Annotated in this window: 21 protein-coding genes; 9 read left to right on the top strand and 12 right to left on the bottom strand. The window is 47.5% G+C overall.

Annotated elements, in window-relative coordinates; all coding sequences use genetic code 11:
* Positions 1–3: 3 nt before the first annotated feature.
* The 9 genes from tssJ to tssH form a co-directional block, all read right to left on the bottom strand.
* The gene (gene tssJ, locus E0E17_RS07280) at positions 4–510 is read right to left on the bottom strand and encodes a type VI secretion system lipoprotein TssJ (protein WP_130832931.1); all 507 of its coding nucleotides are present in this window, start codon (positions 508–510) and stop codon (positions 4–6) included.
* Positions 511–739: 229 nt separating this feature from the next.
* Positions 740–1,225, bottom strand: a complete 486-nt coding sequence (locus tag E0E17_RS07275) for an Hcp family type VI secretion system effector (protein WP_130832929.1) — start codon at positions 1,223–1,225, stop codon at positions 740–742.
* Between the two features lie 187 nt (positions 1,226–1,412).
* Positions 1,413–2,915, bottom strand: coding sequence for a type VI secretion system contractile sheath large subunit (tssC, locus tag E0E17_RS07270; protein WP_130832926.1), 1,503 nt, complete (start codon positions 2,913–2,915; stop codon positions 1,413–1,415).
* Between the two features lie 5 nt (positions 2,916–2,920).
* On the bottom strand, positions 2,921–3,466 hold the full coding sequence (gene tssB, locus E0E17_RS07265) for a type VI secretion system contractile sheath small subunit (protein ID WP_130832924.1): 546 nt from the start codon (positions 3,464–3,466) through the stop codon (positions 2,921–2,923).
* Between the two features lie 112 nt (positions 3,467–3,578).
* Positions 3,579–4,169 carry a fimbrial protein gene (locus E0E17_RS07260; protein WP_130832922.1) on the bottom strand — a complete coding sequence of 197 codons (591 nt, stop codon included), beginning with the start codon at positions 4,167–4,169 and terminating at the stop codon, positions 3,579–3,581.
* Positions 4,157–6,772: a fimbria/pilus outer membrane usher protein gene (locus E0E17_RS07255; RefSeq protein ID WP_130832920.1), complete on the bottom strand. Its 2,616-nt coding sequence runs from the start codon at positions 6,770–6,772 to the stop codon at positions 4,157–4,159. Before E0E17_RS07255 ends, E0E17_RS07260 begins: the two co-directional genes overlap by 13 nt.
* Positions 6,773–6,844: 72 nt before the next feature.
* Complete coding sequence (locus E0E17_RS07250) at positions 6,845–7,615, bottom strand: fimbrial biogenesis chaperone (RefSeq protein ID WP_130832918.1); 771 nt, start codon at positions 7,613–7,615, stop codon at positions 6,845–6,847.
* 112 nt (positions 7,616–7,727) lie between these two features.
* A complete protein-coding gene (locus E0E17_RS07245; protein ID WP_130832916.1) occupies positions 7,728–8,282 on the bottom strand; it encodes a fimbrial protein in 555 nt (184 codons plus the stop codon).
* A gap of 97 nt (positions 8,283–8,379) precedes the next feature.
* Positions 8,380–11,043, bottom strand: coding sequence for a type VI secretion system ATPase TssH (gene tssH, locus E0E17_RS07240; protein ID WP_130832914.1), 2,664 nt, complete (start codon positions 11,041–11,043; stop codon positions 8,380–8,382).
* Positions 11,044–11,786: 743 nt separating this feature from the next.
* Between tssH and tssF the strand changes: the two genes are divergently transcribed.
* The 8 genes from tssF to E0E17_RS07200 are packed head-to-tail and all read left to right on the top strand — an operon-like array spanning position 11,787 to position 20,895.
* A complete protein-coding gene (tssF, locus tag E0E17_RS07235) occupies positions 11,787–13,667 on the top strand; it encodes a type VI secretion system baseplate subunit TssF (protein WP_130832912.1) in 1,881 nt (626 codons plus the stop codon).
* Entirely contained in the window at positions 13,667–14,689 is a 1,023-nt protein-coding gene (tssG, locus tag E0E17_RS07230; RefSeq protein ID WP_237680820.1) for a type VI secretion system baseplate subunit TssG, read from the top strand. The genes tssF and tssG overlap by 1 nt, the downstream gene beginning before the upstream one ends.
* Positions 14,690–14,740: 51 nt before the next feature.
* The gene (locus E0E17_RS07225) at positions 14,741–15,766 is read left to right on the top strand and encodes a type VI secretion system protein TssA (RefSeq protein WP_130832909.1); all 1,026 of its coding nucleotides are present in this window, start codon (positions 14,741–14,743) and stop codon (positions 15,764–15,766) included.
* Between the two features lie 5 nt (positions 15,767–15,771).
* Positions 15,772–16,791 carry a fimbrial protein gene (locus tag E0E17_RS07220; protein ID WP_165446211.1) on the top strand — a complete coding sequence of 340 codons (1,020 nt, stop codon included), beginning with the start codon at positions 15,772–15,774 and terminating at the stop codon, positions 16,789–16,791.
* A gap of 26 nt (positions 16,792–16,817) precedes the next feature.
* Positions 16,818–18,149, top strand: coding sequence for a GlcNAc-transferase family protein (locus E0E17_RS07215; protein ID WP_130832905.1), 1,332 nt, complete (start codon positions 16,818–16,820; stop codon positions 18,147–18,149).
* Complete coding sequence (locus E0E17_RS07210) at positions 18,143–18,769, top strand: DotU family type IV/VI secretion system protein (protein ID WP_165446210.1); 627 nt, start codon at positions 18,143–18,145, stop codon at positions 18,767–18,769. The genes E0E17_RS07215 and E0E17_RS07210 overlap by 7 nt, the downstream gene beginning before the upstream one ends.
* Positions 18,769–20,382 (top strand): OmpA family protein, encoded by a 1,614-nt coding sequence (locus E0E17_RS07205; RefSeq protein WP_130832900.1) that lies wholly within the window; start codon positions 18,769–18,771, stop codon positions 20,380–20,382. The genes E0E17_RS07210 and E0E17_RS07205 overlap by 1 nt, the downstream gene beginning before the upstream one ends.
* A 21-nt stretch (positions 20,383–20,403) precedes the next feature.
* Positions 20,404–20,895, top strand: a complete 492-nt coding sequence (locus E0E17_RS07200) for a DcrB-related protein (protein WP_130832898.1) — start codon at positions 20,404–20,406, stop codon at positions 20,893–20,895.
* A 23-nt stretch (positions 20,896–20,918) separates the two neighbouring features.
* Here E0E17_RS07200 and E0E17_RS07195 read toward each other — a convergent pair whose 3' ends face one another.
* Positions 20,919–22,232 (bottom strand): NCS2 family permease, encoded by a 1,314-nt coding sequence (locus tag E0E17_RS07195; protein WP_130832896.1) that lies wholly within the window; start codon positions 22,230–22,232, stop codon positions 20,919–20,921.
* Positions 22,233–22,379: 147 nt separating this feature from the next.
* Between E0E17_RS07195 and yieH the strand changes: the two genes are divergently transcribed.
* Positions 22,380–23,039, top strand: a complete 660-nt coding sequence (yieH, locus tag E0E17_RS07190) for a 6-phosphogluconate phosphatase (RefSeq protein ID WP_130832894.1) — start codon at positions 22,380–22,382, stop codon at positions 23,037–23,039.
* 37 nt (positions 23,040–23,076) lie between these two features.
* On the opposite strand, the gene phoU is transcribed toward yieH, so the two are convergent.
* Both phoU and pstB read right to left on the bottom strand, forming a co-directional pair.
* Complete coding sequence (phoU, locus tag E0E17_RS07185; protein WP_130832892.1) at positions 23,077–23,811, bottom strand: phosphate signaling complex protein PhoU; 735 nt, start codon at positions 23,809–23,811, stop codon at positions 23,077–23,079.
* A gap of 17 nt (positions 23,812–23,828) precedes the next feature.
* On the bottom strand, positions 23,829–24,596 hold the full coding sequence (gene pstB / locus E0E17_RS07180) for a phosphate ABC transporter ATP-binding protein PstB (RefSeq protein WP_130832890.1): 768 nt from the start codon (positions 24,594–24,596) through the stop codon (positions 23,829–23,831).
* Positions 24,597–24,650: the final 54 nt, after the last annotated feature.

Genomic DNA, 24,650 nt, shown 5'->3' with positions numbered 1-24,650 from the left:
AGCTTATTCCATTACTTTATCGTCGAAAGATAATTTTTTAAGATGAATATTCAGTTGCATCTTCTCGGGTGAGGAAAAAAAATCATACCAGGGGCGCTTTTTTTGCTCCTGTAACAGGATCACTCGTTTCCACTCTGACTTATTGATATTACGAAAAGCAGCTACAAGGCCAACAGCCACCTCTTCCGGTGCAGCAGGCAGTAGCACTTCCTGCCTTTCGCCCGGCCTGATAATCATCTCTTTCGCAGCGATAATATCTTTTGCAAAACCTGCCGGATTTTTACCCGGCGAAAAAAATTCATCCTGTTGCTCCATGAATTGCTCAGTTGCTCTGAGTTGGTAGATAAACACATTTAATGGCGCAGGCTGGTTAAATTCATTAGGATTAATATCTTTATCGGCGCTAAAAACAAGTACCCTTTCTGTTTTAGTGCCAGACAGCGTATTGTTCGTACAACCTGATACTGTAGCCGCTAACCAAAACATTAATAAAATGATAACAGGCCTCATAGAAACTCCATCGTTCCCTACTGTTTAAGTTTTTTAATATTAATAATAAATAAAATCTCGCAAGCGATTAATAACGAAATTAATTTATAGCTGTCATCTATTGACAGCCATAATGTTCTGCCAGAGCCGTAAACAATTCGCTATATGATACATAAGCCCGCAGAAAGGAATTCTCCAGGTTCCTGAAACTTGCCATCGGTGATGGCAAGTTTCAGGCTTAACACATTAATTAACTCAGATCGTTTCCTTTGATGTTATAGGTCAGCGAAACCGCACCTGCCTGACCACCTTTGTCATTTTGCTCAATATAGTCGGCCGTAACGCTGGCAAAAGTAAACTGTACATTCTCTGATGGGCGAGCCTCGTCAACATGTGAACCATCCATAGAGACGTCCGTAATCAAAACATCCTCAAACACCATTTTTACATATTCCAGCGGCGAGCCTCCCGCTTTACGAATAGTGAAATGGGCTTTAGGAATATGTTTCCCGGCCAGACAATACTTCATCAGATTTATAGAGGCTTTATCAATATAATGAGAAAAACAGAAGTTTTTGACTGTCGCTTTCCCTGCCCCCCCGCCTGTTCCTAAATGCATATTAGAATGCTGGCTTGCGCCCCAACTCCAGCTGTTCACTTCGATTTCATTTTTGTGTGCAACATCATGAGATTCACCCTGAATCCCTTCCAGTTTCAGAAAGATATCTTGTGCCATTTCGTTTCTCCTTGAGCACGTAGGGTTAATGTTACAGGAACTGTAACAACCATAGCAGGAAGTAAGATAATTATAATCATCCGTAAATTACCCTTCCTTTTCCTTAAGTGTTATTGTAATAAGCTCTACAACAACCGACAAATTCTTCCGGTTGAACACCAGAATAAAATATCAAAACCTGAATGAATTATGCTTTGCCTTTAACGGATGGAAGCCTGGCGACCATACGTAAAGAAACGGTAAGACCTTCTAACTGAAAATGAGGGCGCAGAAAAAACTTCGCCTGATAATACCCCGGATTTCCTTCAATATCTTCGACGATGACTTCTGCATCCGCCAGAGGCCGCCGCGCTTTTGTGGCTACCGAGGAGTTATGCGGATCGGCATCGACATAATTCATAATCCAGTTATTCAACCAGTTCTGCATATCCTCACGTTCTTTGAATGTTCCGATTTTGTCGCGGACGATACACTTTAAGTAATGAGCGAAACGAGAGCAGGCGAACATATAAGGCAGACGCGCAGATAAATTGGCATTTGCTGTGGCATCAGCATCATAATACTCAGCGGGCTTTTGCAGCGATTGAGCACCAATAAAGGCAGCATAATCGGTGTTCTTCCGATGAACCAAAGGTATAAAGCCATTTTTGGCCAGCTCTGCTTCACGACGATCAGAAATAGCAATTTCGGTAGGACACTTCATATCTATGCCACCATCATCTGTCGGAAAGAGATGACAGGGAAGATTTTCAACTGCGCCGCCACTTTCCACGCCACGAATCAGGGTGCACCAGCCGTACTCTTTAAAAGAACGGTTAATATTCACGGCCATCGCATAGGCAGCATTGGCCCAGACATATTTTCCGTGGTCGGCACCGTCGGTAGTCTCTTCGAAGTTAAAAGCATCCACCGGGTTGGTCTTAATGCCATAGGGCAGGCGCGCCAGGAAACGCGGCATTGCCAGACCGATGTAACGAGCGTCTTCTGACTGACGCAGCGAGTTCCATGCAGCATACTCAAGGTTCTGCGTGAATATCATCGTCAGATCGCGCGGATTCGCCAGCTCCTGCCAGGAATCCATCTGTAGTACCGAAGGGGCAGCGCCCGTTATAAAAGGGGTATGGGCGGCGGCAGCAATCTTGCTGACCGAACTCAGCATATCGACATCGGGTGGGGTATGGTCAAAATAGTAATCAGCAATGATACAACCGTAGGGTTCCCCGCCCAGCTGACCATACTCTTCTTCATAAACTTGCTTAAACAGCGGACTCTGATCCCAGCCCACTCCTTTAAAACGCTTCAGGTTACGTCGTAGTTCATCTTTGGAGATGTCCATAAAACGCAGCTTGAGCTTTTCATCGGTTTCCGTATTGTTAACAAGGTAAAACAAGCCTCGCCAGGCACTTTCCAGCTGCTGAAACTCGGGATGGTGCAAAATTAAATTAATCTGTTCTGATAACTTACGGTCTATTTCTGCAATGATTGACGCGATATTTTTATAGGCGTCGTCTGCCATAATAACGGCGTTTGCCAATGCCTGTTCTGCAAGGGTTTTCACCGCACTTTCTACAGCAGCCTTTGCCTGCTCCGTTTTAGGCTTAAACTCTTTCGCCAGCAACAGATTAAAATCATCTTGTAATACCGTTGTCGCCACGTTTTTTTCTGTTACGGTTTCTGTTAGTGCAGTCATATGCGTTACTCATTCCATTCATTTTGACCAGCAGCTTCTGCCGCTGTTTGATCATTTTTCGGCTGAGAAGCCAGAGCATTAAGCAGCGCTTTATCTTTTAATACCTCCATCACAAGATTTTCTGCCCCTGATTTGCCATCCATATAAGTTTGCAGGTTCGCCAGCTGCGTACGAGCCTCTAAAAGCTGTGATAGTGGGGCAACTTTTTTCGCAATGGTGTCGGGGGAAAAATCATCCATACTCTCAAAAGTCATATCCACCATCATTTGCCCATCCCCGGTGAGCGTATTCGGGACAGCAAAAGCAACGCGGGGTTTCATGGCTTTCATACGCTCATCGAAGTTATCGATATCAATATGCAGGAACTTTCTTTCTGCCAACGGCGGTAAGGGATCCACTGGCTTACCAGAAAGATCAGCCAATACCCCCATGACAAAGGGTAATTCGATTTTCTTTTCGTTGCCGTAGATTTCGACATCATATTCAATCTGAACTCGCGGCGCGCGATTTCTCGCTATAAACTTTTGTGAACTCTTATTATTCTTTGACATGGTTACTCTTTATAATGCTGGTTATCGAGACACAATAATTATTTTTATTGCAACCTATAAGAGCATAAAGAATTTCTTGGTTATAATATTAAGACGAACTTACCAGAATAGATTATGGGTAAATAATTTCTATTATTGCTTTAGCCTCAACCTCCCCTGCCGTGACAGAATCGTTACCTTTCGCATAATAGCTTGCTGTATAATTGTGAATGACTTCTTCCCCCGTAGCGGGAATGATATAATCTTGCGCTGTTGTTATATCATTAATTTTAATTGCAATTCCATTCTCTTTACGCAGCCTCACCTGAACATTTTTAGCATAGCTCTGACCGTCACTATTAATCAGATTTCCGGTTAAAGTGTCTACACCAGAGAGGCTTCCTCTGAAGATTAACGCAATATTTCTGTTAAAAGGACACTCTTTCAACCCGACAGTAAATGGCTGGATTCCAACCTCGCTGCCATCCTTACTCAGACTGTTAGCTAAAAGCGTCGGCAGTCTTACTGTTTCATTATAGCTTCCGCCGTTGATGCTTATTTCGCATGTTTCTTCCAGATAATTTCCGGCAAAGCTGACATTGACGCTTAAAGCACAGTTTTGACAGGACTGAGCCGCGTACAGGATCTTATTGTAAAAAATATAAGTTATGAAAACCGTGATAAAGATATAAAAAATCGCAAGTAACCTTTTTAGTGAATGCATGTTACCTCCAGCTGTATAACATCATTCGTATTCGCTTTTATTTTTCTCGCCAGTTTTTTATCTGCAGGTATATGACACTTAGGCTCAGCAGAATTCATTCCGACATAGAGTTCCTCATCTTCGGCCTGCCAGCCGCGTAAAAAAGCCATCCCGCTTTGCCCAATAAGGCTTTTTTCTGTACCGTTTTTATCGTAAATCGCGCTGCCAACAGGTAAATAATCTCCCTTTTCATCGCGCACAATTAAGATCACAGGTGTCCCAACGATTGTTTTCATACGAACATACAGTGAGGAGCCCATCCGCGGAATAACCGTATGCTGGTTTTCAAGTATATCGACCTCATTCAAAGCACCATAGCTATTCACAGTCACATTATTCTCACGATATGGCGTCAGAGAGGGCATGATGGCGTAACCATTCCAGTCGAACTGTGTGCCATAGCCATTTAAAATACGTGCTCCTGTCGCCCCTTTCGCTTCAACAATCGCAAAAGGCGCTTCACCAATTTGTGGGCCCAGCGTTACCCCTCCCGAATGCGCGACCAGACTACCGCTGGCAGACAGTGAAAACTGCCGGGATGCATGATTGTCTGCCAATGCTGTCATCCCGTAGCGGCCAATCGGCGAGCGATAACTTATATTCCCGGATAACGTTTCCAGTGATTGTCCATGGTGATATTTTCCTGTTGAGGTTCCCACAGCGTAATTCAACTCATTCTGTTCGCCCTGGCTTCCGGACGCATTCAGCTGAAACGAGGTTGAATTGGTCGTATCATGCATCAGCGATGTATAGAGCGAGCTAAAAGGGGGGTGCTCACTCATATTGCGTCCCAGCGGCACGCTGATGGAGAGCAGGAAAGTATTAACCGCGTTTTTAAAACGGCTGAATTCACGCTGTGCCGTAACAGAGAAGGTGAAATGTTTCATCGGCTGCATAAAGGTGACGGCAAACTGTTTGACCGAGGGTCGGCTATCCCAGTAACTGTAGGTCGCCCCGGAAAGGCTGAGGTAGCTACTGTTCCAGAGTCTTTGCCCGATATTCATCGTCAGGCGATTACGGACCCGGTAGTTAACATCATACAGGTGATTGCTACCGTATCGTGCAAGCGTGGCCTCGGGTAAGGTGTAATATCCTTTGGAAGAGTATCGGTATGCGGCCAGCACGACATCGGTATCTGTCGGTGCCAGATATTTCGAATAGCCAATCCGGAAACTGTTGCCTTTTGAGACTGTATGCTTGCCAATGCTGCTGCTGGCATGGGTTACGTCAGCAGAGAAGCCACCTAAAGAGGTATTCACCGCACTACCCGCCACGACAGCACGATAATGGCGGGCTAACTGAAATCCAGTGTAAGGGGTCAGAATATTCGACAACCCATACTGATAGATTCCCTGGAATATCCCGGGTTTTTTCCTTATTCGGTTATCTCTGAATTGGCCTGCAGCTAAGCCATACTGATGTATACCTTTATGCAGCAGCATAGGAGGAGCAGAAAAGGGAATATTTTGTGTATGCTCCCTTCCGTCTGCTTCGGTGATAACCATTTTTAAATCCCCGCCGTACCCCATGGCACCTATGTCATCAAGTTCGAACGTGCCGGGCGGAACGACCGTTTCATAGATAGTTTTATCACGCTGGATAATTCTGACTCGCGCGTTTGTTTCAGCGATGCCACGTAAGACAGGGACGAAATTGCGATAGGCTTCCGGTAACATGCGGTTTTCGGATCTCAGATAGATTCCGCGCAAGGAGTAACCATCAAAGATATCGCCATGGGTATTGCTATCACCCACTGTCAACCGGCTTTTTATCGTGTCGACATCTGTTTCTGCATAGGAGAAAATACTTTCATTCTTCATTCTCCCTTCGTTTGTCCAGGAAGAGATAACGCGTTTCCTGATACGCCAGCCACCAACATTCAATCCAGCCAGCCAGCCGATATTTGTGCTTTTGTTGCTGTACCGGTTCCCTCCCCGCCGGGCAGAATTATAATGGTTGACGTTATAATCAAAAAAAGCAGAAGTGACACCTTTATCCCAAAGAGACGGATCAACATAGCCACGCGGATATTTGATCATATTCAGTTGCGGAACAGAAATATCCATTTCATAGTCGCCGCTGTTATAACTGACGTTCCCGTCTTTAACAAAATTTTCGATATAAGAACATGCTGAAGCGTTATCTGGGTTAGTCGCGTTATCACTGTCAGGTTTAATCCCGATACTCCGCAACTCTGCTGCTGTAAAACAGGCTCGCGCGTTACGCTCAGGTCCATCAGCAACAAAATTGATCATAAAGTTGCCGCGGCTTTTACCGTTTAGCCTGATCAATACCGGATAGGTTCCGGGCTCAACCGGGTTCCCTTGCGAAAAACGTGATATATCAACATCGATACCCCGGATAAAATCGGCGTTGAACTCTATGTTTGATGCTTTCGAAGTATCTGTGTCGGCTTCTTTTACTCCCTGATGATTCTGTGATGCACAGGCTGGTCCGGAGAGACACAGGATACCTGTTACAGCAGCGATGATTGATTTAGTTAACCCTGGAAAGATTATCTTTCTCTTTATTACATGGCGCTTTATTCTTCCTGAAATGAGCACTTTCGGACTCCTGATGTGAAACAGAAAAAATTACAGCAGGCGAGTTACTCCATTAAACTCGCCAGAAATCAATTATTGGTTATTATCTGACGGTACTACAATAACTGGTTTGTTTTTATTATCATATTTAAATTCAACTTCTACCGCAGCCCCATAATCATTTAACAGCCTTAATCGCCCCTGCGAGATAGCTTCAATGCTGCCGGTCGATTTTTCAAACGGGAAAACCTTGCTGGCTAGTGGCGGTATCATTTCTACTTTTAAATTCTTTTTACCGGAAGCTGTGGTGACATAGCCGCTGTCGAACGAAAAATAGTAAGGTGTCGGGTTTATTATTTTTACACCTTTAGTCTTGTTGTTGTTGATCATCTCCCAGCTCAACTTGTTCACCTCATGGGCGCTACTGCTGGTTAACCCTTCCGGACGATAAAATATCTTTATCCGCGTGTTGAAGGCCAGTTCAAGACGAAGCCTGCTCGCCTTTTCTTTATCGACCGGCGGGATCTCCATCATATTAAACCAAAAAACGGATTCACGATCTTTTGGTAAGGCCATGCCATTATAAATTAACCTGACACTTTGCCCCTTGTTGGGCTCAACCCGATACACCGGTGGCGTAACCAGAAAAGGAACTTTCATCTGATTGATATCTTTATTGGTGCTGCCATCATCAACCCAGACTTGTATCAGTGCAGGCTGTTTCCCTTTATTGCTTGTTCGAATAATTTGCTCTTTTTCTTTTGCAGGGAAAATAATTCGTGTTCCACTTATCGTCATTGCCGCACTGGCAGTATCAAAAATTGACAAAAGCCCAATAAGTAAAAAAGCTTTTCTGTTATACATACCTACTCCGGCAGCGTAAACGATATTGCTATATTTTAATATCCGTGTGTAAATTAAATAAAAGCAAGAGCCGTCATAAAATACAGTACGACTCTTGCAAGAACGTTAATAATCAGGGGTAACTGAGAGTAAATTTCGCTTTCGCCAGTACATCACCTGCGGTCGTGGCACCTGTTGCATAATAACCGCCATAAAAAGCCAGAGATGCGGTATGCGTACCCGCCTCTACAGGCTGAGGAGCGCTGGAGTTACCTAAGGCGAGATGTTTCGCATCAAAATCATAGAGCCGGATTTCGACATTATTGGCAGCTGTTGCGGCATCAGCGCTGTTTTTCAGGTTGCCTGTCGCTGAGTTCATGCCTGAAGAGCCAATAGCTTCGAAATGAGCAGCAACCTGTGACATAGAAGGAGGACAGCTATTTACATTAATACTGAATTTCTGCGTACCCGCTTCTGCACCTGCCGCAGGCAGCGAAGCCGTTGCCAGCGTCGGTAAGGTAACAATAATATCTTTAGAGTCGTCAGCTACCCGGCAGGTTTCATTTTGCAATTTACCGTTGAATGTTACTGTTCCCTGACCTTCCTGCAACGTGTCAGCAGCATTAACCCACGATGCGCCTGTCATGCTTAATAAAGCGACGTACATAGCCAGTTTTTTGCTTTTCATCTTCAATCCTTTAAATTAATTGGTAAAACCTGCTTTTGGCAAGCATAGAGATAAACGCTTTTCATTAAAATAATATGTTTATAATCTTTCCTTTCGGCTAATCGTCCTCCCGTATAAAAAAGGTTATTTTCTCCTCTCCCTCTTTAGCTAACGTTATGGCCTTTTCTGTTTTTCTTGGCTGATGGTTTAAAACATAACGGCTTATAACGGGCAAAATAGCTTGTTCAATATAGCGAATAATTCCCCTTGCCCCCTGAGAAGCCAGGGTATACTGATTCACAATTTGCTGCACAATCTCATCGCTGTATTTCATGGTCAGTTGATGCTGGCCTAAACGTTTCGCGATACGATCCAGATGCAGGTGGGCAATAACTTTCAGGGCCTCGTCATTAAGTGGATAATAAGGCACTACGCTGACGCGTCCCAGAAAAGCTGCCGGGAAAAATTTCAATAACTCTGATTGCAACGCATTGGTCAGATTTACAGGGTCCGGAATAGTGTCGGGATCATGGCACAAACTACTGATAACCTCACTGCCCGCATTGCTTGTTAACAGGATGATAGTATTTTTAAAGTCAATATAGCGTCCCTCGCTATCTTCCATCCCGCCTTTATCAAACACCTGATAAAATATTTCATGAACATCCGGATGCGCTTTTTCAATTTCATCCAGCAGCACCACGCTATAAGGTCTGCGGCGCACCGCTTCCGTTAACAGACCGCCGTCACCATAGCCGATATAACCGGGCGGCGAGCCTTTTAAGGTAGAAACACTATGCGCTTCCTGATATTCACTCATATTAATAGTGATAAGATTTTGTTCACCCCCATAGAGTTGCGCTGCGATCGCTAATGCCGTTTCTGTTTTCCCTACGCCAGACGGACCAACCAACAAAAAGACCCCTCCAGGCTTATCAGGATCGGCCAGCCCGGTTCGGGCGATTTGTATACTGTCGCTGATAAGTTGCAGAGCGGTATCCTGCGCGATAACGCGCTCAGCAAGGCGCTGAGGTAATTCTTTTACAACACAGGCTTCGTCTTTAAGCATTTGTCCGACAGGAATGCCTGTCCAGTCGGCAACAACTGAAGCAATTACGTCACTATTCACTTCCGCCTGTACCAGCAAGGCCTCACTGCGTAGCGCGTTCAGGCTGTTTTCAAGTTCAGCCAGCCGTTGCCGCTGGGCTTTGATCAATTCGGCATCGTCGTTTCCCTGTTCGATAGCCCGATTAAGCGTCTCACGAGCTGTCACCAGTGCAGACACCAGTTCACGCTCTTCGTACCAGCGTTGGCTTAACACCTTCTCTTGATTCTGACACTCAGCCACAGTGCTTTTTAAAGCATTCAGCCGTTCAGGTTGCGTTTTGCCTACATTAACGGCTTTTTCAATCAGGGCCTGCTCAGTAACCACCGACGCTGTCCGGCATTTCAGATGCTGTAATTGTACCGGAGGCATAAATCGGGCAGCGGCTACGCGCGCGCAGGCTGTATCCAGCAGGCTGATTGCCTTATCCGGCAACTGTCGGCCCGAAATGTAACGATGAGAAAGACGAACAGCGGCCTGAAGCGCATCATCCATAATCCATATTTGATGATGTTTTTCTAAAGGAGCCACCAAGCCCCGTAACATGGAAAGCGCTGCCTCTTCATCAGGCTCAAAGATCTGGAGAACCTGAAAACGCCGCGTTAATGCGGGATCCTTTTCAATATGACGCTTAAACTCACTCCAGGTTGTGGCACCAATGGTACGTAGCTGGCCTCGTGCCAGCATCGGTTTCAGCAGGTTCGCCGCATCTCCTGTACCTGCTGCGCCTCCTGCGCCTACCAGCGTATGTATCTCATCAATAAACAGGATAACCGGCTCCGGAGACGTCAGTGCTTCTTCAAGTACACTTTTCAGACGCGCCTCAAATTCTCCTTTCATGCTGGCGCCTGCAGCAAGCGCGACGATATCAAGCATTAATAAACGTGCGGAGGCAAGAGCAGGCGGAACATTACCGGCCACAATCTCCAGAGCCAGGCCTTCAACCACTGCCGTTTTACCTACCCCCGCTTCACCGGTTAACAATGGATTATTTTGGCGGCGACGCAGCAAAATATCGATCAAGGCGCTGATTTCCGCTTCTCGCCCGACAACAGCATCAATTTTACCTTCGCGCGCCTGTGCAGTAAGATCGAAAGCATATTGCGCCAGACCCACGCGTTTGCTGTTACAGCTAAGCGCCCCGGAGACCTCACCGGGTAAGAGTGATGCCCGCGTTATACGGTCTGCGGCCGCTTCATTTTCCTCGGGCGACTCACAGGTGATTTCTTTAAAATGTTGCGTCAGCTGTTTAAGCGAAATGCGCCCGAATGAAGAGCAAATCGAAAAAAGCGCTTTGCGTAACTCTACTGTGGTTAACATGGCCATTAACAGATGGCCGCTGCGAATGCGGTTCTCTGCGCACTCAAGGCTGGCATAAATCCAGGCCTGTTCAATCGCTAACTCTATAAGATAAGAAAAATCAGTGATGGCACTGGCACCGCCAGGTAAACGCTCCAGCGCCTGAGCCAGGCAATGCTCAATAATATCTTTATCTATTTCAAAGAAATGTGCGATCCGTTTAAAGTCACAATCACCCTGATACCAAAGCTGATTTAGCCAGTGCGCTAATTCAACATGAGAATTACCCCGTAATTTACAGAGCGTGGTGGCACTTTCAATGCTTCTGAAAAGGGTAGCGTCCAGCTTGCCAAAGAGATTTTTCCGATTAAAGGCCATATTCCTTTACCAAATCCTTTTAATCGCTGCCCTGTTTTAAACAGAGCAGCATAATCCTTAAATAACTAATGATGTTATTTATCATCATCACAGAGCAAGCTATCCTCTGGTTTAAACTTGCTCACCATTTTCGGCTGATAGTAAGCCATTTTTTATAAAAAGCAATAGCCGACCATAAAAATAATCAACCTAAATGTTTTATTATTAAATAAATGAGTTACATGATCCCGTTGTTTTTCATTATTTAACACCTTAAAAGAAGTCAAAGGTTAATTAGCTAATTATTGGTAATAATAAAATCAGAAAGTTAAGTTTATCAGGACTTCCTCTAAAGCTTGCCTTCTAATACTAAATGCAGTAAAACCATCAGAGAAAGTACCGCTTACAGAATAGCTCAGAAATTTCCATATTGTGCAAACAAAATTCACATGATATAAAAAAGAGCACAAAGAGATTCCATAATTAATTAAGGTGAAAGCATACAGATACATTTCATCATTATATTTCACCAGATAATTATTAGTTTAAAATTAAAAATAAGAAAACAACAAAGAAGTGAAATATTATAACGTTTTTTATTTGGTGCTGACAAAAGCGTTCAGAATTCTCAGGGTAGTAAAAATCGTTAATATGGGATTTATTCGGCGTGGATTACTGACACATCTTGTCTTGTTGACAAAGGGCAAGAAAGCGCTCGGCAATAAACGAGAAACAGGGAAAAATCGCACGACAGAGGTGGAGCGGTGGATCAAAAATTTCTTGATTTCTATAATCAGGAACTCACTTTCATGCGGGAAATGGCTGCTGAGTTCGCAAAAAAACATCCTAAAATCGCTAAACGCCTTGGAATGCACGGGATAGAAGTCGCTGATCCCTATGTCGAACGCTTAATAGAAGCCTTTTGCTTTATGGCCGCGCGTACGCAGTTAAAACTGGACGCAGAATTCCCACGTTTTACGCAGCGTTTGCTGGATGTTGTGTATCCCAATTACAACTCGCCTACTCCCTCGATGGGCGTCGTACAGCTTCTGCCTAAATTAAATGAAGGGGACCTCACGCAGGGATATACTATTCCGCGTAACAGCGCTTTTTTCTCCCGTATTCTGCCTGATGAAATTACACGTTGCGAGTTTCGTAACGGTCATGAAGTCACGCTCTGGCCACTGACCATCACTGAGGCACGTCTCACTTCCGTTCCGCCCGATATACCGAATCTGGAAAGATATCGCATCATTTATCCCCGTTTGAAAGGTGCATTACGCCTGAGGTTAAAATTGCAGAGTGATCAAGTATTTTCGCAGCTTAATCATCTGGACAAACTGCCGATCTATATCACCGGAGATGAAGGAATAGTTTCACATATTTTTGAACTGTTGCATGCCAGCCAGTCGGCTATGATTATTCGCTTTGTTCATCAGTCTAAAGTTACGGATGAAATTATCAGGGAGAACGCTGTGACCTTTGAAGGCTTTCATCCTGACCAGACCCTGCTACCTTTATCATGGAACATGTTTCATGGACATAATTTGATTCATGAATATTTCTCCTGCCGCAGGCGCTTTTATTTTTTTACGCTTAACCAGCTGGCTACCGCACTGAAGAAAAACCCAACCGCCGAGGTGGAAATTATCCTGTTACTGGATCGCTTACCTCAAGCGCTGGTTGGGCATATTGATGCATCACGCTTTCTTCTCTACTGCACGCCTGTTGTTAATTTATTCCCCAAAAGGGTTGATAAGATAGAAATTAACCGTTCCCTTAATGATTTTCATGTTATAGCGGATCGTAGTCGACCGTTAGATTATGAAATATTTTCGGTTAATAAAGTCATTGGACAACAGGCAGAAAAAAGCGAAGAGGTCGTTTTTAACCCACTGTTTCAGACAAAGCAGAGCGAGCAAGACAACTTTGCCCGTTACTTTTCCTTAAAAAGAGAGGCGCGGGTCAGGGAGAACATGAAAAGGAAGTATGAGACGCGTACGCCCTACCTGGGTACAGAAGTCTTCATTTCACTGGTTGATCAGAATGAAGCACCTTACGGAGAAGATATTCGTTATTTATCCGTTGAGGCGATGGTGACTAATCGTGATTTACCACGGGTGATTGCTCACAGTGGCAGCTATGAGTTAAGCATGTCTGACGCAGTGCCTGTTTACGGTGCCACTTTTATCCATCAGCCTAGCGCCCCTCGTCCCCCTTTCGCGCCTGGTGAGAGCGCGTGGCGGCTTATCCGGCAACTCAGCTTCAACTATTTGCCCTTATCCGAGTTAGATCATAAAGAGGGCGGGGAGTCGCTGCGTAATATGCTGCGACTGTTCATTATCGGCTCAGATCAGGATTCAATTTCCCAGGTCAATAGCCTGGTTGGCTGTAAAACTGAGCCTGTTATTCGTCGCCTTCCGGGTAATGGCTTACTGGTTTACGGCAGAGGCGTACGCTGTACGTTAACCGTCGATGAAGAGGGTTTCTCCGGCATCAGTCCTTACCTGTTCGGTTTGATTATGGAGAATTACCTGGCGCGCCATGCCGCGATTAATGTTTTCACTGAAACAGAATTGCATTCGATGCAGCGTGGTTTAATTGGTCGCTGGCCCGCCCGTCCGGGGAGAAGAGGATGTCTTTGATGCGCACGCCGCCTGATACATCAGCTAACCCTGGTGTTCGCTTGCCGACATGGTATCAAAAGGATGCGCCCTGGAAGGTGGGCTTTATCAGCCTGCTCCGCGCTCTGGCAGCATGGATACCGGGTATGCCCGCTCCCGGCAAAGCGACACGCCCTTCTCAGGAACCTTTCCGGCTGGGACAGGTTGCGCATATGGCATTTGCTCCGAGTGAGATAGCGCAGATTAGCGAGGAGCAGAACAAACTGAAGATCGATTTATTTGGGCTGGGCGTCTGGGGACCTCAGGGGGCTATGCCGCTGCATCTGTCTGAGTTAGCCTATTCGCGTTCGGAGCAATATGATCGGGCATTGGCTGATTTTATGGATATCTTCCATCATCGAGCCCTGACGCTTTTTTATCGCGCCTGGTTTATCTCACAGGATACCGCCTCGCTCGATCGCAAAAGTGATGAACGTTTCTCCTTTTATATTGGCAGCCTGGCCGGACTCGATCCTGCGGATTTAGACGGTAATTTACTGCCTGTCCATGCTCGTCTTGCCTCTACAGCACACTTGATTCGTGAAGCGCGTAATCCTGAAGGTCTTACCGGCGCCTTACAATACTATTTTGATATTCCCGTCAGCATGGAGGAATACAGTGAACAGTGGCTATTTCTGGATGAAAAGGATCAGAGCATTTTAGGTCAATTCTCATCCGCAATGGTGTTGGGTGACGGGGCAATTTTAGGCAATGCCATGCAGGACAGGCAGCACAAGTTCAGCTTGATTCTCGGTCCCTTAAACCTTCGCCAGTATATGTTATTCAGCCCCTGGGGTAATGATTTGCCCACCATACGAGAGTGGGTACGCAATTTTACTGGATTTGAATATGCCTGGGATATCCAGCTTATTTTAGCGGCTGATGAGATTCCTCAGGCCACCCTGGACGGAACCCACCAGCTGGGCTATGCCACCTGGCTGGCAAAAGATGAAAAGCGTTTGCCTGTTTTTGGTATGAGCTTCGAACCGGAGAATTACCATTAACGCAGCTGCAATTAACGGATCGTAACAGTAAGACTGACAAGGGAATTGTCTATGCAAATCAACGACTATTTTACCGCTATATTACAGCCCCTGCCAGGAGAAAGGCCTTGCGGCTTGCCCCTGGACTACGATGCCGACTTTATTTTATTACAGTCAAAACTCCAGCCCCGGCAGGGTGCGGAATATGGTGATTTTATTGAACCACCGGAACCCCTGAACTGGAGCGATATTGAACGTGATTGCCTGAAGCTGTTGGCCAAAAGTAAAGATATCAGACTGATTATTGCGCTAATGCGTTGCCGTTTACGTCAGACTGGCGTGGAGGCAGTTGAGGAAGGGTTAATCACTCTGTATCGCTTGCTCACCCTGTTTCCGCATGATCTTCATCCACAGCTTTATGATGAGGGGGAATACGAACCGATTTTTCGTACCAATGCCCTGAGCGAGCTGGTAAATATTCAGGGCTTTCTTACTGAATTGCGTGATACAGAACTGCCTCGTGCCCTGGGAATGCAGCTCACCATAAAAGATCTGGAAAATGCGAAGCGGCCTGCCAGTAACGTAACGGCGTTTTCCGGGGCTCAGACAGCAGCCATGATGGAAGAGTGGAAAATGCGTAGCGAGCCAGGGCCTCTGTCATTACAGCGAGCCTGGTATCGCCTGCAGGATCTGAAAAAAGCAGTATGTGATATTCAGGGAAAGGATGCGCCTCTCTTCACCGAGCTGGAACAAATTCTGCAGCTTTTTCTGCCCTCAGAACTGCAGCAACAACCAGAGAAGTCTCAGCCCATGCCCGATGAAGAAAAGCATCCGTCAGCTTTTCCGCAGGCAGAAACGGAACTTCAGGATACGGCTCAGTGGGTGCCAGCGCCACAGCTTTTACCGCCATTACAGACGCGCGCTGACGCCCTTGCCCGGCTTAAAGAACTTCACGCCTGGTTTACTGAATGGGAGCCCAGCAGCCCGGTGATCCTGTTGCTTGAGTTTGCGGTGAAAGTAACAGGCATGCGTTTCCCGGAAATAATCAAACAATTCCCACGCGAAATTATCGCCAGACTGGAAGGCAAAGAGGAGTAATGGCTATGGAAATTTTACTAAGATCTTTTATTTTTCTGCTTGTTTTCTCTTTTATTCATAGCGTAGAGGCTAAATGCATTTTGCAGGATGCTTCGCCAGGGATGCTGATGTTGCCGGCAGATACTTTCAGGATTGATGCCGATCGGGAGGCTGACACCACAACACCAGTGAAAACTTACGTAACGCCGAATCTTGGCAAAAGCATCAAATATGTTAATTGCGAACATAACCTGTCAAAATATGGCAAAGAGGTTATCGGTTTAACGGGACAAGATCCCGCAACCCGCATTTATAAAACGAACATCCCCGGCATCGGCGTTAAGTTCCTTTATACCAATGGTGCCGCATGGGGCAACTTCCCGTCAACTTCAGTGCATAAATGCATTGATGAAGGTTTTGATAAACCAACAGAATTATGTGCACTGGTTATTCCGCCCCAGTCACTGTATAAAGTCGAATTTTATAAAACACAAGAAAGACTCGCCTTAAATAACAAAGAAGGAGATGTCGTGCTTGAGGCAGGCGATCGCGTTTATAACTGGGTCGAAAGCCCTTCCTTCAGCAATTATTCGCTCAAGCTCAATATAGGGGCGATTAAAGTGGTCAGTACCCCCGTTTGCAATGTCAGCGAAAGCCTTAACGTAGACTTTAATCAGGTTACTGGCCGCACCCTGACTCCATCCGGGATTGAACGTGATCTGAACTTTTTCGTTAGCTGCAGAACAGATTATGGTACTTATTCCGCGACCGCCGCCATTGTTACTGACATGCCCTCCGCTGATGCGAAATATATTCAGGTCAGAGACGCAGCTGGCGCACTGAATACGCTCGGGATAAAAATTAAAGACAGTCATGGCAACGACATGTTGCTGAACGGTAAATCAACGGAAGTGAAAAACAGTAATCCCGATGATACCCGAGCCACATTTAACTGGAAAGCAATTCTGTTTCCTGTCAGTCAGGGAAGCCGCCCAACCAGCGGAAAATTTACTGCGCAAGCGCAAATTATTTTAAACATCAACTGACGCAGATTGCAGCGGATAATTTTTATATGTCGACACTTTTTGTCAGCATTGCCAGTTATCGCGATCCTGAGCTTATCCCGACGTTAATAAATATGATAGACAACGCAGCCGCGTCGGAAAATCTCCATATTGCTGTTTGCTGGCAGCAACAGGAAAAAAGGCCTGTTTTTGAAATGGCCGGCATGATATTGCGTGAAAAATCATCCCTCGCTATGTTTGAAAAACGCGTTTATGACTATTTCGATGCGCGTATCACAGTAATCGACGTTGATTACTATCAGAGCGAGGGTGCCTGCTGGGCCAGGAGCCTTGCTGAAAGTTGCTACGATAATGAGCACTATTTTCTGCAGATAGATTCGCATTGCCGTTTTATCAGACACTGGGATCAAGAAATGATGGCCTTGCATACTGCATTAAAGAGAAAGAGCGCCAGGCCAGTCTTATCCTGTTACCCCCCGGGTTATGAACCCGGCGAGAACGAGGCCAGAGGAGAAGAAGTTAACAGAGTCATTTTTCGTGAATTTAATACCTCCGGCATCCCGCTTTTTTGTCCGAAGATATTAACCAGCACAGAACCTGTACGCAGCAGCTTTCTGGCGGCAGGTTTTATTTTTGCCGAAGGCTGTTTCGTTAAAGAAGTGCCTAACGATCCCACTATTTTTTTTGAGGGAGAGGAGATTACTCAGTCAGCCAGAGCTTTTACGCATGGCTACGATATTTATACTCCCGACAAGATATTATTATGGCATTACTATACCCGTAAACATCATGCCAGAATCTGGGACGACCATCATCGGGAAGCCAGGGATCAGGGTAAGATTCAGCTAACCTGGTGGGAGAGAGAGCATAGATCGCGCCAGCGGATAAAGCATTTTTTCGGCCTGGAAGAGGATCCCTCCTGTTGTTCGGGTTCTTTTATGCCTGGCCCCGTCCGCTCGTTAAAAGATTTTGCGTACAGTTGCGGTATCGATTTTATTAACCGCGCAGTCCAGCCGGAGGTTTTAGCAAAAGAAAAAATTTCTTTTTTTCCTTACCCGCCTACAGATCCAGCAGCGTGGGAAAAAAGGCTTATCTCCCCGCACCGGAAAAAAGTTGTCATTAATCCTCATGACATCAGTTCTGATCAGGAAAAGATAACCTACTGGAGCCTTATCGTCGTTGACAGTAATAACAGCATCCTCGAAAGCATAAATTTTACACAGAAAGCGTTACAGGAAAAAACAGCGCGCGCAGATGATGGCGCTTTCAATGTCCTTTTAACATTTAACACGCTGGTTAATATCCAACCGACTAGGATTCGCATAACGCCTTTTTATGCTGATGAGGGATGGGGCGAAACAAAGGAGATCCCATGGTAGAAACCAGGCAACTGATTAAAATATTAATCAGCATAGATACCATTATCTCTTTTGAAGGCATCATCCCTTCGTATTCAGCGTTGAAAAATCACCTGTTACGGCTACTTAATTTATTGCGCAAAGCGTTAGAAAATGAGGGCGTCACTGATACGCAAGCCGAACAGTTAATCTGGCTGATTGCCATATGGCTGGACCGCACAATTTTGACGCATCGGAATCAGACTCTCAGTGGCCGGAATGACGATTCCCTTGAGTTTTCGTTGTTCCGGCGTATCAGTAACGCCTCAGAATTCGCTGTACGACTGACGGCTCTGCTCCATGAGGCCAGCGAGCCCGTGGTGCATTATGCCCGGCAAATCGGACAGCTTTATTCAGACCACCCGGCATCTGATGAGGCGTTGGTGGCTGCTCTGGCCCGATTTCCCGTTCACCCGGTCGCGCGTGACAGAACACAGCCTGAGCGCCAGCCTTCTCCCCGCCAGCTGGCTTTACCAGCAGGCGCTGACAAAACATCTGCTGCGCTGCGACGTCCGGTGCGCATCTCAATCCTGTACTGGCTGATGGGCGTTCTGATAACGCTCTGGGTAGCAAGTATCATCTGCGTAGAAAGGTCAGGTTGATGGCAACTCACTTCAAATACGATAAGCGCTTCTCTTTCTTTATCCTGAGTGTTGTCATCATTGGCGCGGCGAGCCTGTTTGCCGTTAACCGGGCAGGGTTCGCATACGGAATGGCTGTGCTCACTGTGGGGGCGCTGTTGGGACTTTTTGCTTACAACAGACAGGGAAGGAAAGAACAGGTCATCCCATCAGACGCCGCACCTCCGGTTCATACTGAGGTGGCCACAGCGGTCATTTTTATTACCGGTCCCTGGGCAGAAAAATGGTTCGACAGACAATCTGCCTCTGCGGCGCATCGCGCCGATCATCATATTACCTGGCTGCTGGCACCCTCCGTCCCTGAGTTACATCGCCGTCTGGAAAGCGTATCGGCAGATCCTCCACCACACATTTCGCTTTTTTTCCCTTTTCTGCCGGATGGTCAAGCTAATGAGGCCATAATGCTTTCCCGGCTTACCGCCTGGAAAAACGCTTTTTTATCCCTGAAACAGCAACCACCGCTGCGCTGTACACTGGCAATTTATGCCAGGCTCAGCCATGAACGCCTGGCTCATGATCCCGATAGCGCCATCTGGTCTGGCGAACTTGATTTGGGGCAGGATAAAATGCAAAACCTGCCTGCGTCTTTTGACACCCTCCTCCGCCAGCTGGAAGCCGCAGATAGCGGCACCTGTTGTTACCGGACGCAGCGCAGCGCTATGACCTCCCTGCTGTTTTTATGGCTGACTCAGCGGGCACTGACGCCTTGTCTACAGTCGATTTTTACCGCATCGGATTCGCTGCGATTAAATCGCGTTCTGGTCGCCGATCACAGTTATGGTTTTAGCCGCCACGGTGCATGGTCAGCGTGGCTTGCTGAGAACTATGGCGTCTTGCCAGGCCTGGCGTCTCCCCAGCGCAAGCTTCCCTTACCACCATTTACACTTCCGCAGCCAGAAAAACCGCTTACGACGGCATCACCCTCATGTCATTCCCGCGGGTTGCTGGCGGCCTGTATTACGACGCTGCTGCTCTCTTTTATGCTGATACTGGCGGCAGAAAAACAAAGCGAATTTCTGCAAAAAGTTAACATCGAACAGCGCGATGTTAGCGAACTTGCCTCAGCATCAGCGGCTCAGAAAATTAATACCATTCTCCGGCTGAATAAAAACAGGCGGCTTTTGCTACAGTGCCAGGAAGAGTACCTGGTCGATAAACTTTTACTCTCCCCCTGTAAAAAGCGGCTCATCCGCATGAATAAGCTCATTGCGGATTATTATCACGCGCTTTTTTCGCAGACGGTTTTACATTTTTCCGCAGGACGCGCCGTCTTACAGACGGAAACGCAGCAGGTGCTGGCTGTCCTGCTCCCGGTGCTCAGCCAGAATCCGGAAATGCGTTTTGTCATTACCGGTCATTCCGATAACACCGGGATGCCGGATATGAATAAAGCGCTTTCATTACAACGCGCGCTGGCGGTACGGGACTGGATAATGGAAAACAGTGCCCTTCCCGTGACCCGGTTTATGGTTGAAGGTGCTGCGGATACCCGACCAGTGGCCAGTAACCTTACGGAAGAGGGGCGTCGGTTAAACCGCCGCGTCGAGATCAGGCCGTTGCCAGAGCCTTCCTGATAACATTGAGACGAAACCGGTATGAATCAAAACAACATGACTTATCGCCTGTATGAGGGCGAATTCCTGACCCTGGCACCCGATCTGGATCAAACTGTGAATATTTTAATGTTCCGCGACCCGGAAGAGAAAGAATACAGCGTTCTGATTAACAGGGCCTTTCTGGAACAGGACCAGTCTCTGATGCAATTTTGTGAAAGTGAAATAGGGAAGATGCGAAATACGCTTTCAGCCTTTCAGGAGGAGGGAAAGAGGTTGCAGCACCAGATTGGCCCTTTCAGGCTCCCGGTGATTCAGGTCGCCAACCGTTACCTGCATCAGGGCAAAATGACCCGACAGGTACAGTCAATTATTCAGCTGCCCCGCCATGAGATATCTAATCCTCTGAATAATCGCATTATTATCTTTACACTGAGCACTGTTAATGATTTTACGGAACATCAACGCAGACATTACGTAAAAATCATTAACAGCTTTACGCCGGATACCACACCGTTAAACATTAAAAGTTGATCTATGCGTATTCCGCGGCGGGGTTAATGCGTATCAACAAACGCGATTTTCAGGACAAAAAGCAGCGCAACAATGAGTACGCAGGGACTGATTTCTCGCCAGCGTCCGGTTCCGGCCTTCATCACGCAGTATGCGATAAAACCCAGCGCGATGCCTTCAGTAATGGAGAAGCTGAACGGCATCATCACTGCCGTTACAAACGCAGGGACGCCTTCCGTCAAATCATCCCAGCGCACCCGGGAGAGACTGGCGGTCATCAAAACGCCTACATAGATCAGGGCACCCGCTGCCGCGTAGCCTGGCACCATTGCCGCCAGCGGCGAGAGAAAGATGACCAACAGAAACAGCACACCGGTGACCACAGCCATCAGGCCAGTACGCCCGCCAATGGCGACGCCGGATGAGCTTTCGATATAAGCGGTGACCGATGAGGTGCCAAAGAAAGCGCCGGTTACTGAGCTGGCGCTGTCAACATACAGTGCCTGCTTCATACGCGGGAAGGTTCCTTTATCGTCGGTCAGTCCGGCTTTATCCGTGACGCCTATCAGCGTGCCGGAAGAGTCAAACAGGTTGACCAGCATAAAGGAGAAAATGATGCCGGCCATGCCAATATTCAGTGCGCCTTTCAGATCCACCTGACCGATTACGGTACTGACCGGGGGTGGCGCAGAAAAGATGCCGGTGAACCGGACATCGCCCAGTAGCAGGCCTGCTGCCGTAGTAACCATGATAGATATCAGGACCGCAGCATGAATATTACGTGATGCCAGAATGGCGATGATAAAAAAGCCCAGCGCCCCCAATACTACACTGTGCGAGGTAAGATCCCCGATGGTAACCAGCGTATCGGCACTGGACACGATAATGCCTGCATTCTTCAGGCCCATCATGGCAATAAACAGACCGATACCTGCAGTAATACCTACACGCAGGCTGAGCGGAATATTAGCGATCATCCAGTAGCGGATGCGCAGTAGCGTCAGGATCAGCAGACCGAGCGCCCCCCAGAAAATAGCCCCCATCCCTACCTGCCATGAGTATCCCATCGCACCAACAACCACAAAGGCGAAAAAGGCGTTCAGCCCCATCGCTGGCGCCAGGGCCACTGGCAGATTGGCGATCAGGCCCATCAGGATGCTGCCAAAAGCGGCAATCAGACAGGTGGTAACGAATACAGCCTGCGTATCCATGCCTGCAGCACCCAGAATTTGCGGGTTAACAAACACGATATAGACCATCGTCAGGAAGGTAGTAAAACCTGCTATCACCTCGGTCCGTACCGTTGTGCCATGTTCCTCCAGCCTGAACACACGCTGCAAAAGAGTCTGTTTACGCATAACCTCTGTCCAAAAGAATACATTATCGCCGCGTATCCTATAGATTTTGCGACCGCTGCACACTGATTTTTCGCAAACGATTGCAGCAGTCGCATTCTTCTCTCACTGGGTTACAGTGTGGTCTTACCTACAACAAAGGATGATGTGATGTCAGTTGAATGTGTATTTTTTGATTGTGACGGTACGCTGGTAGACAGCGAAATGCTCTGTACCCGCTCATACGTCAATATTTTTGCCCACTACGGTATTACACTCCCGCTGCAGGAGACTTTTGAAAAATATAAGGGGGTTCAGCTGTATGACATCATTCGCGACATCAGCACTATGCATCATACAGCTTTACCGTTGAAAGAGGTGGAGCGCGCCTACCGGGCCGAGGTGGCACGTCTGTTTGATCTTGAGCTCAGCGAGATCCCTGGCGCCAGGGCTTTAGTCGCGCAGATTAAAATCCCGATGTGCGTGGTTTCTAACGGCACGGTGAAAAAGATGCAACATTCGCTGGGGCTGACGAACATGCTCTCCTTTTTTTATGATCGCTTGTTCAGCGGCTACGATATTGAACGCTGGAAACCCGATCCGGCCCTGATGTACCACGCGGCAGAAAAAATGCAGCTACCGATCGAGCGCTGCATTTTAGTGGATGACTCCGAAGCGGGCGTGCGCGCCGGTATTGCGGCGGGCATTCCGGTATTCTATTACTGCACCGATGCACATAATCCGGAGATTGATCATCCTCTGGTGACGCGCTTTACAGCGATGGCGCAGCTGCCTGCGCTGTGGCGCGCACGAGGCTGGGATATAGCGTAATGCCGGGACGAAGCTCCCGGCGGGTACTGGCGCGGTTTCAGGCGGGTTTGCTGCCGCCCTCCTCGCCAGCCAGCAGCTGATCGAGCTTATCGCCCCCTACATGACGGAAATCCTGCCCCTTCACAAAATAAAAGATGATTTCACAGATATTCTGGCAGCGGTCACCGATGCGCTCAATGGCACGGGCACAGAAGAGCGCGGTCAGGACGCTGGGAATGGTACGCGGATCTTCCATCATGTAGGTCATCAGCTGCCGCACTATCCCTTCGTACTCCTGATCCACCTTTTTATCTTCACGATAAATAGTGACCGCCTGATTGAGATCCATGCGCGCAAAAGCATCCAGCACGTCGTGCAGCATCTGCACGGTATGCCGGCCCAGCGACTCCAGACTCACCAGCAGCGGCTGATGCGCCTGGCTAAACTTTTCCAGCGCGGTGCGGCTAATCTTCTCTGCCACATCCCCGATGCGTTCCAGTTCCGAGATGGTTTTGATGATCGCCATCACCAGACGCAGATCGCTGGCGGTGGGCTGACGTTTGGCGATGATGCGTACGCAGGCTTCATCAATCTCCACTTCCATCATATTGACCTTCTGGTCGCCATCAATAACGCGCTGCGCCAGTTCACCGTCCCTGTTATGCATGGCGGTAATCGCATCGGTAAGCTGCTGCTCCACCAGCCCGCCCATGATCATCACCTGGGTGCGGATATGCTCCAGCTCGGCATTGAACTGACCGGAGATATGTTTATTCAGATTCAGGTTATCCATCTCTTTCCCCTGTCAAATCAGCCGTAGCGGCCGGTAATGTAATCTTCAGTCTGCTTCTGATGCGGTTTGGTGAACAGCGTGTCAGTATCGCTGAACTCGATCAACTCGCCCAGATACATAAAAGCGGTGTAATCGGAACAGCGCGCCGCCTGCTGCATATTGTGCGTCACTATCACCACGGTATAGTCCTGCTTCAGTTCGGTAATCAGCTCTTCAATACGGCCGGTGGAGATAGGATCCAGCGCTGAACAGGGTTCATCAAGCAGCAGCACCTCCGGGCGAATGGCGATGCCGCGCGCGATACAGAGACGCTGCTGTTGGCCGCCGGAAAGGCTGTAACCGCTCTGATGCAGTTTGTCTTTCGTCTCGTTCCAGAGTGCCGCTTTGGTCAACGCCCACTGTACACGCTCATCCATCTCCGCGCGGGAGAGTTTCTCAAACAGGCGGACGCCGAAGGCGATATTGTCATAGATAGACATCGGGAAAGGTGTCGGTTTCTGGAACACCATACCCACGCGCGCGCGCAGCAGCGCAATATCCTGATGCGATTGCAGGATATTTTCGCCCTCCAGCAGTATCTCGCCCTCGGCACGCTGATCGGGATAGAGGCTATACATTTTGTTGAAAGTCCGCAGCAGGGTCGATTTACCACAGCCGGAGGGACCGATAAAAGCGGTAACCTGGTTTCGCGCTATCTCCAGATTGATATTCTTCAGGGCGTGGAATTTCCCGTAATAGAAGTTCAGATTACGCACCTGAATTTTGCCGGGCATTGTTTTTACCATACTGGTTACTCATCTCTCTCTGACGGCACGGCCACAGGCAGCGCCGGACATAAA

The organism is [Erwinia] mediterraneensis, from assembly GCF_900604315.1.
GTDB classification, from domain to species: domain Bacteria; phylum Pseudomonadota; class Gammaproteobacteria; order Enterobacterales; family Enterobacteriaceae; genus Pantoea; species Pantoea mediterraneensis_A.
Note: the sequence above shows the minus strand (reverse complement) of the source record. Positions and strands in the feature narration are given on the sequence as shown.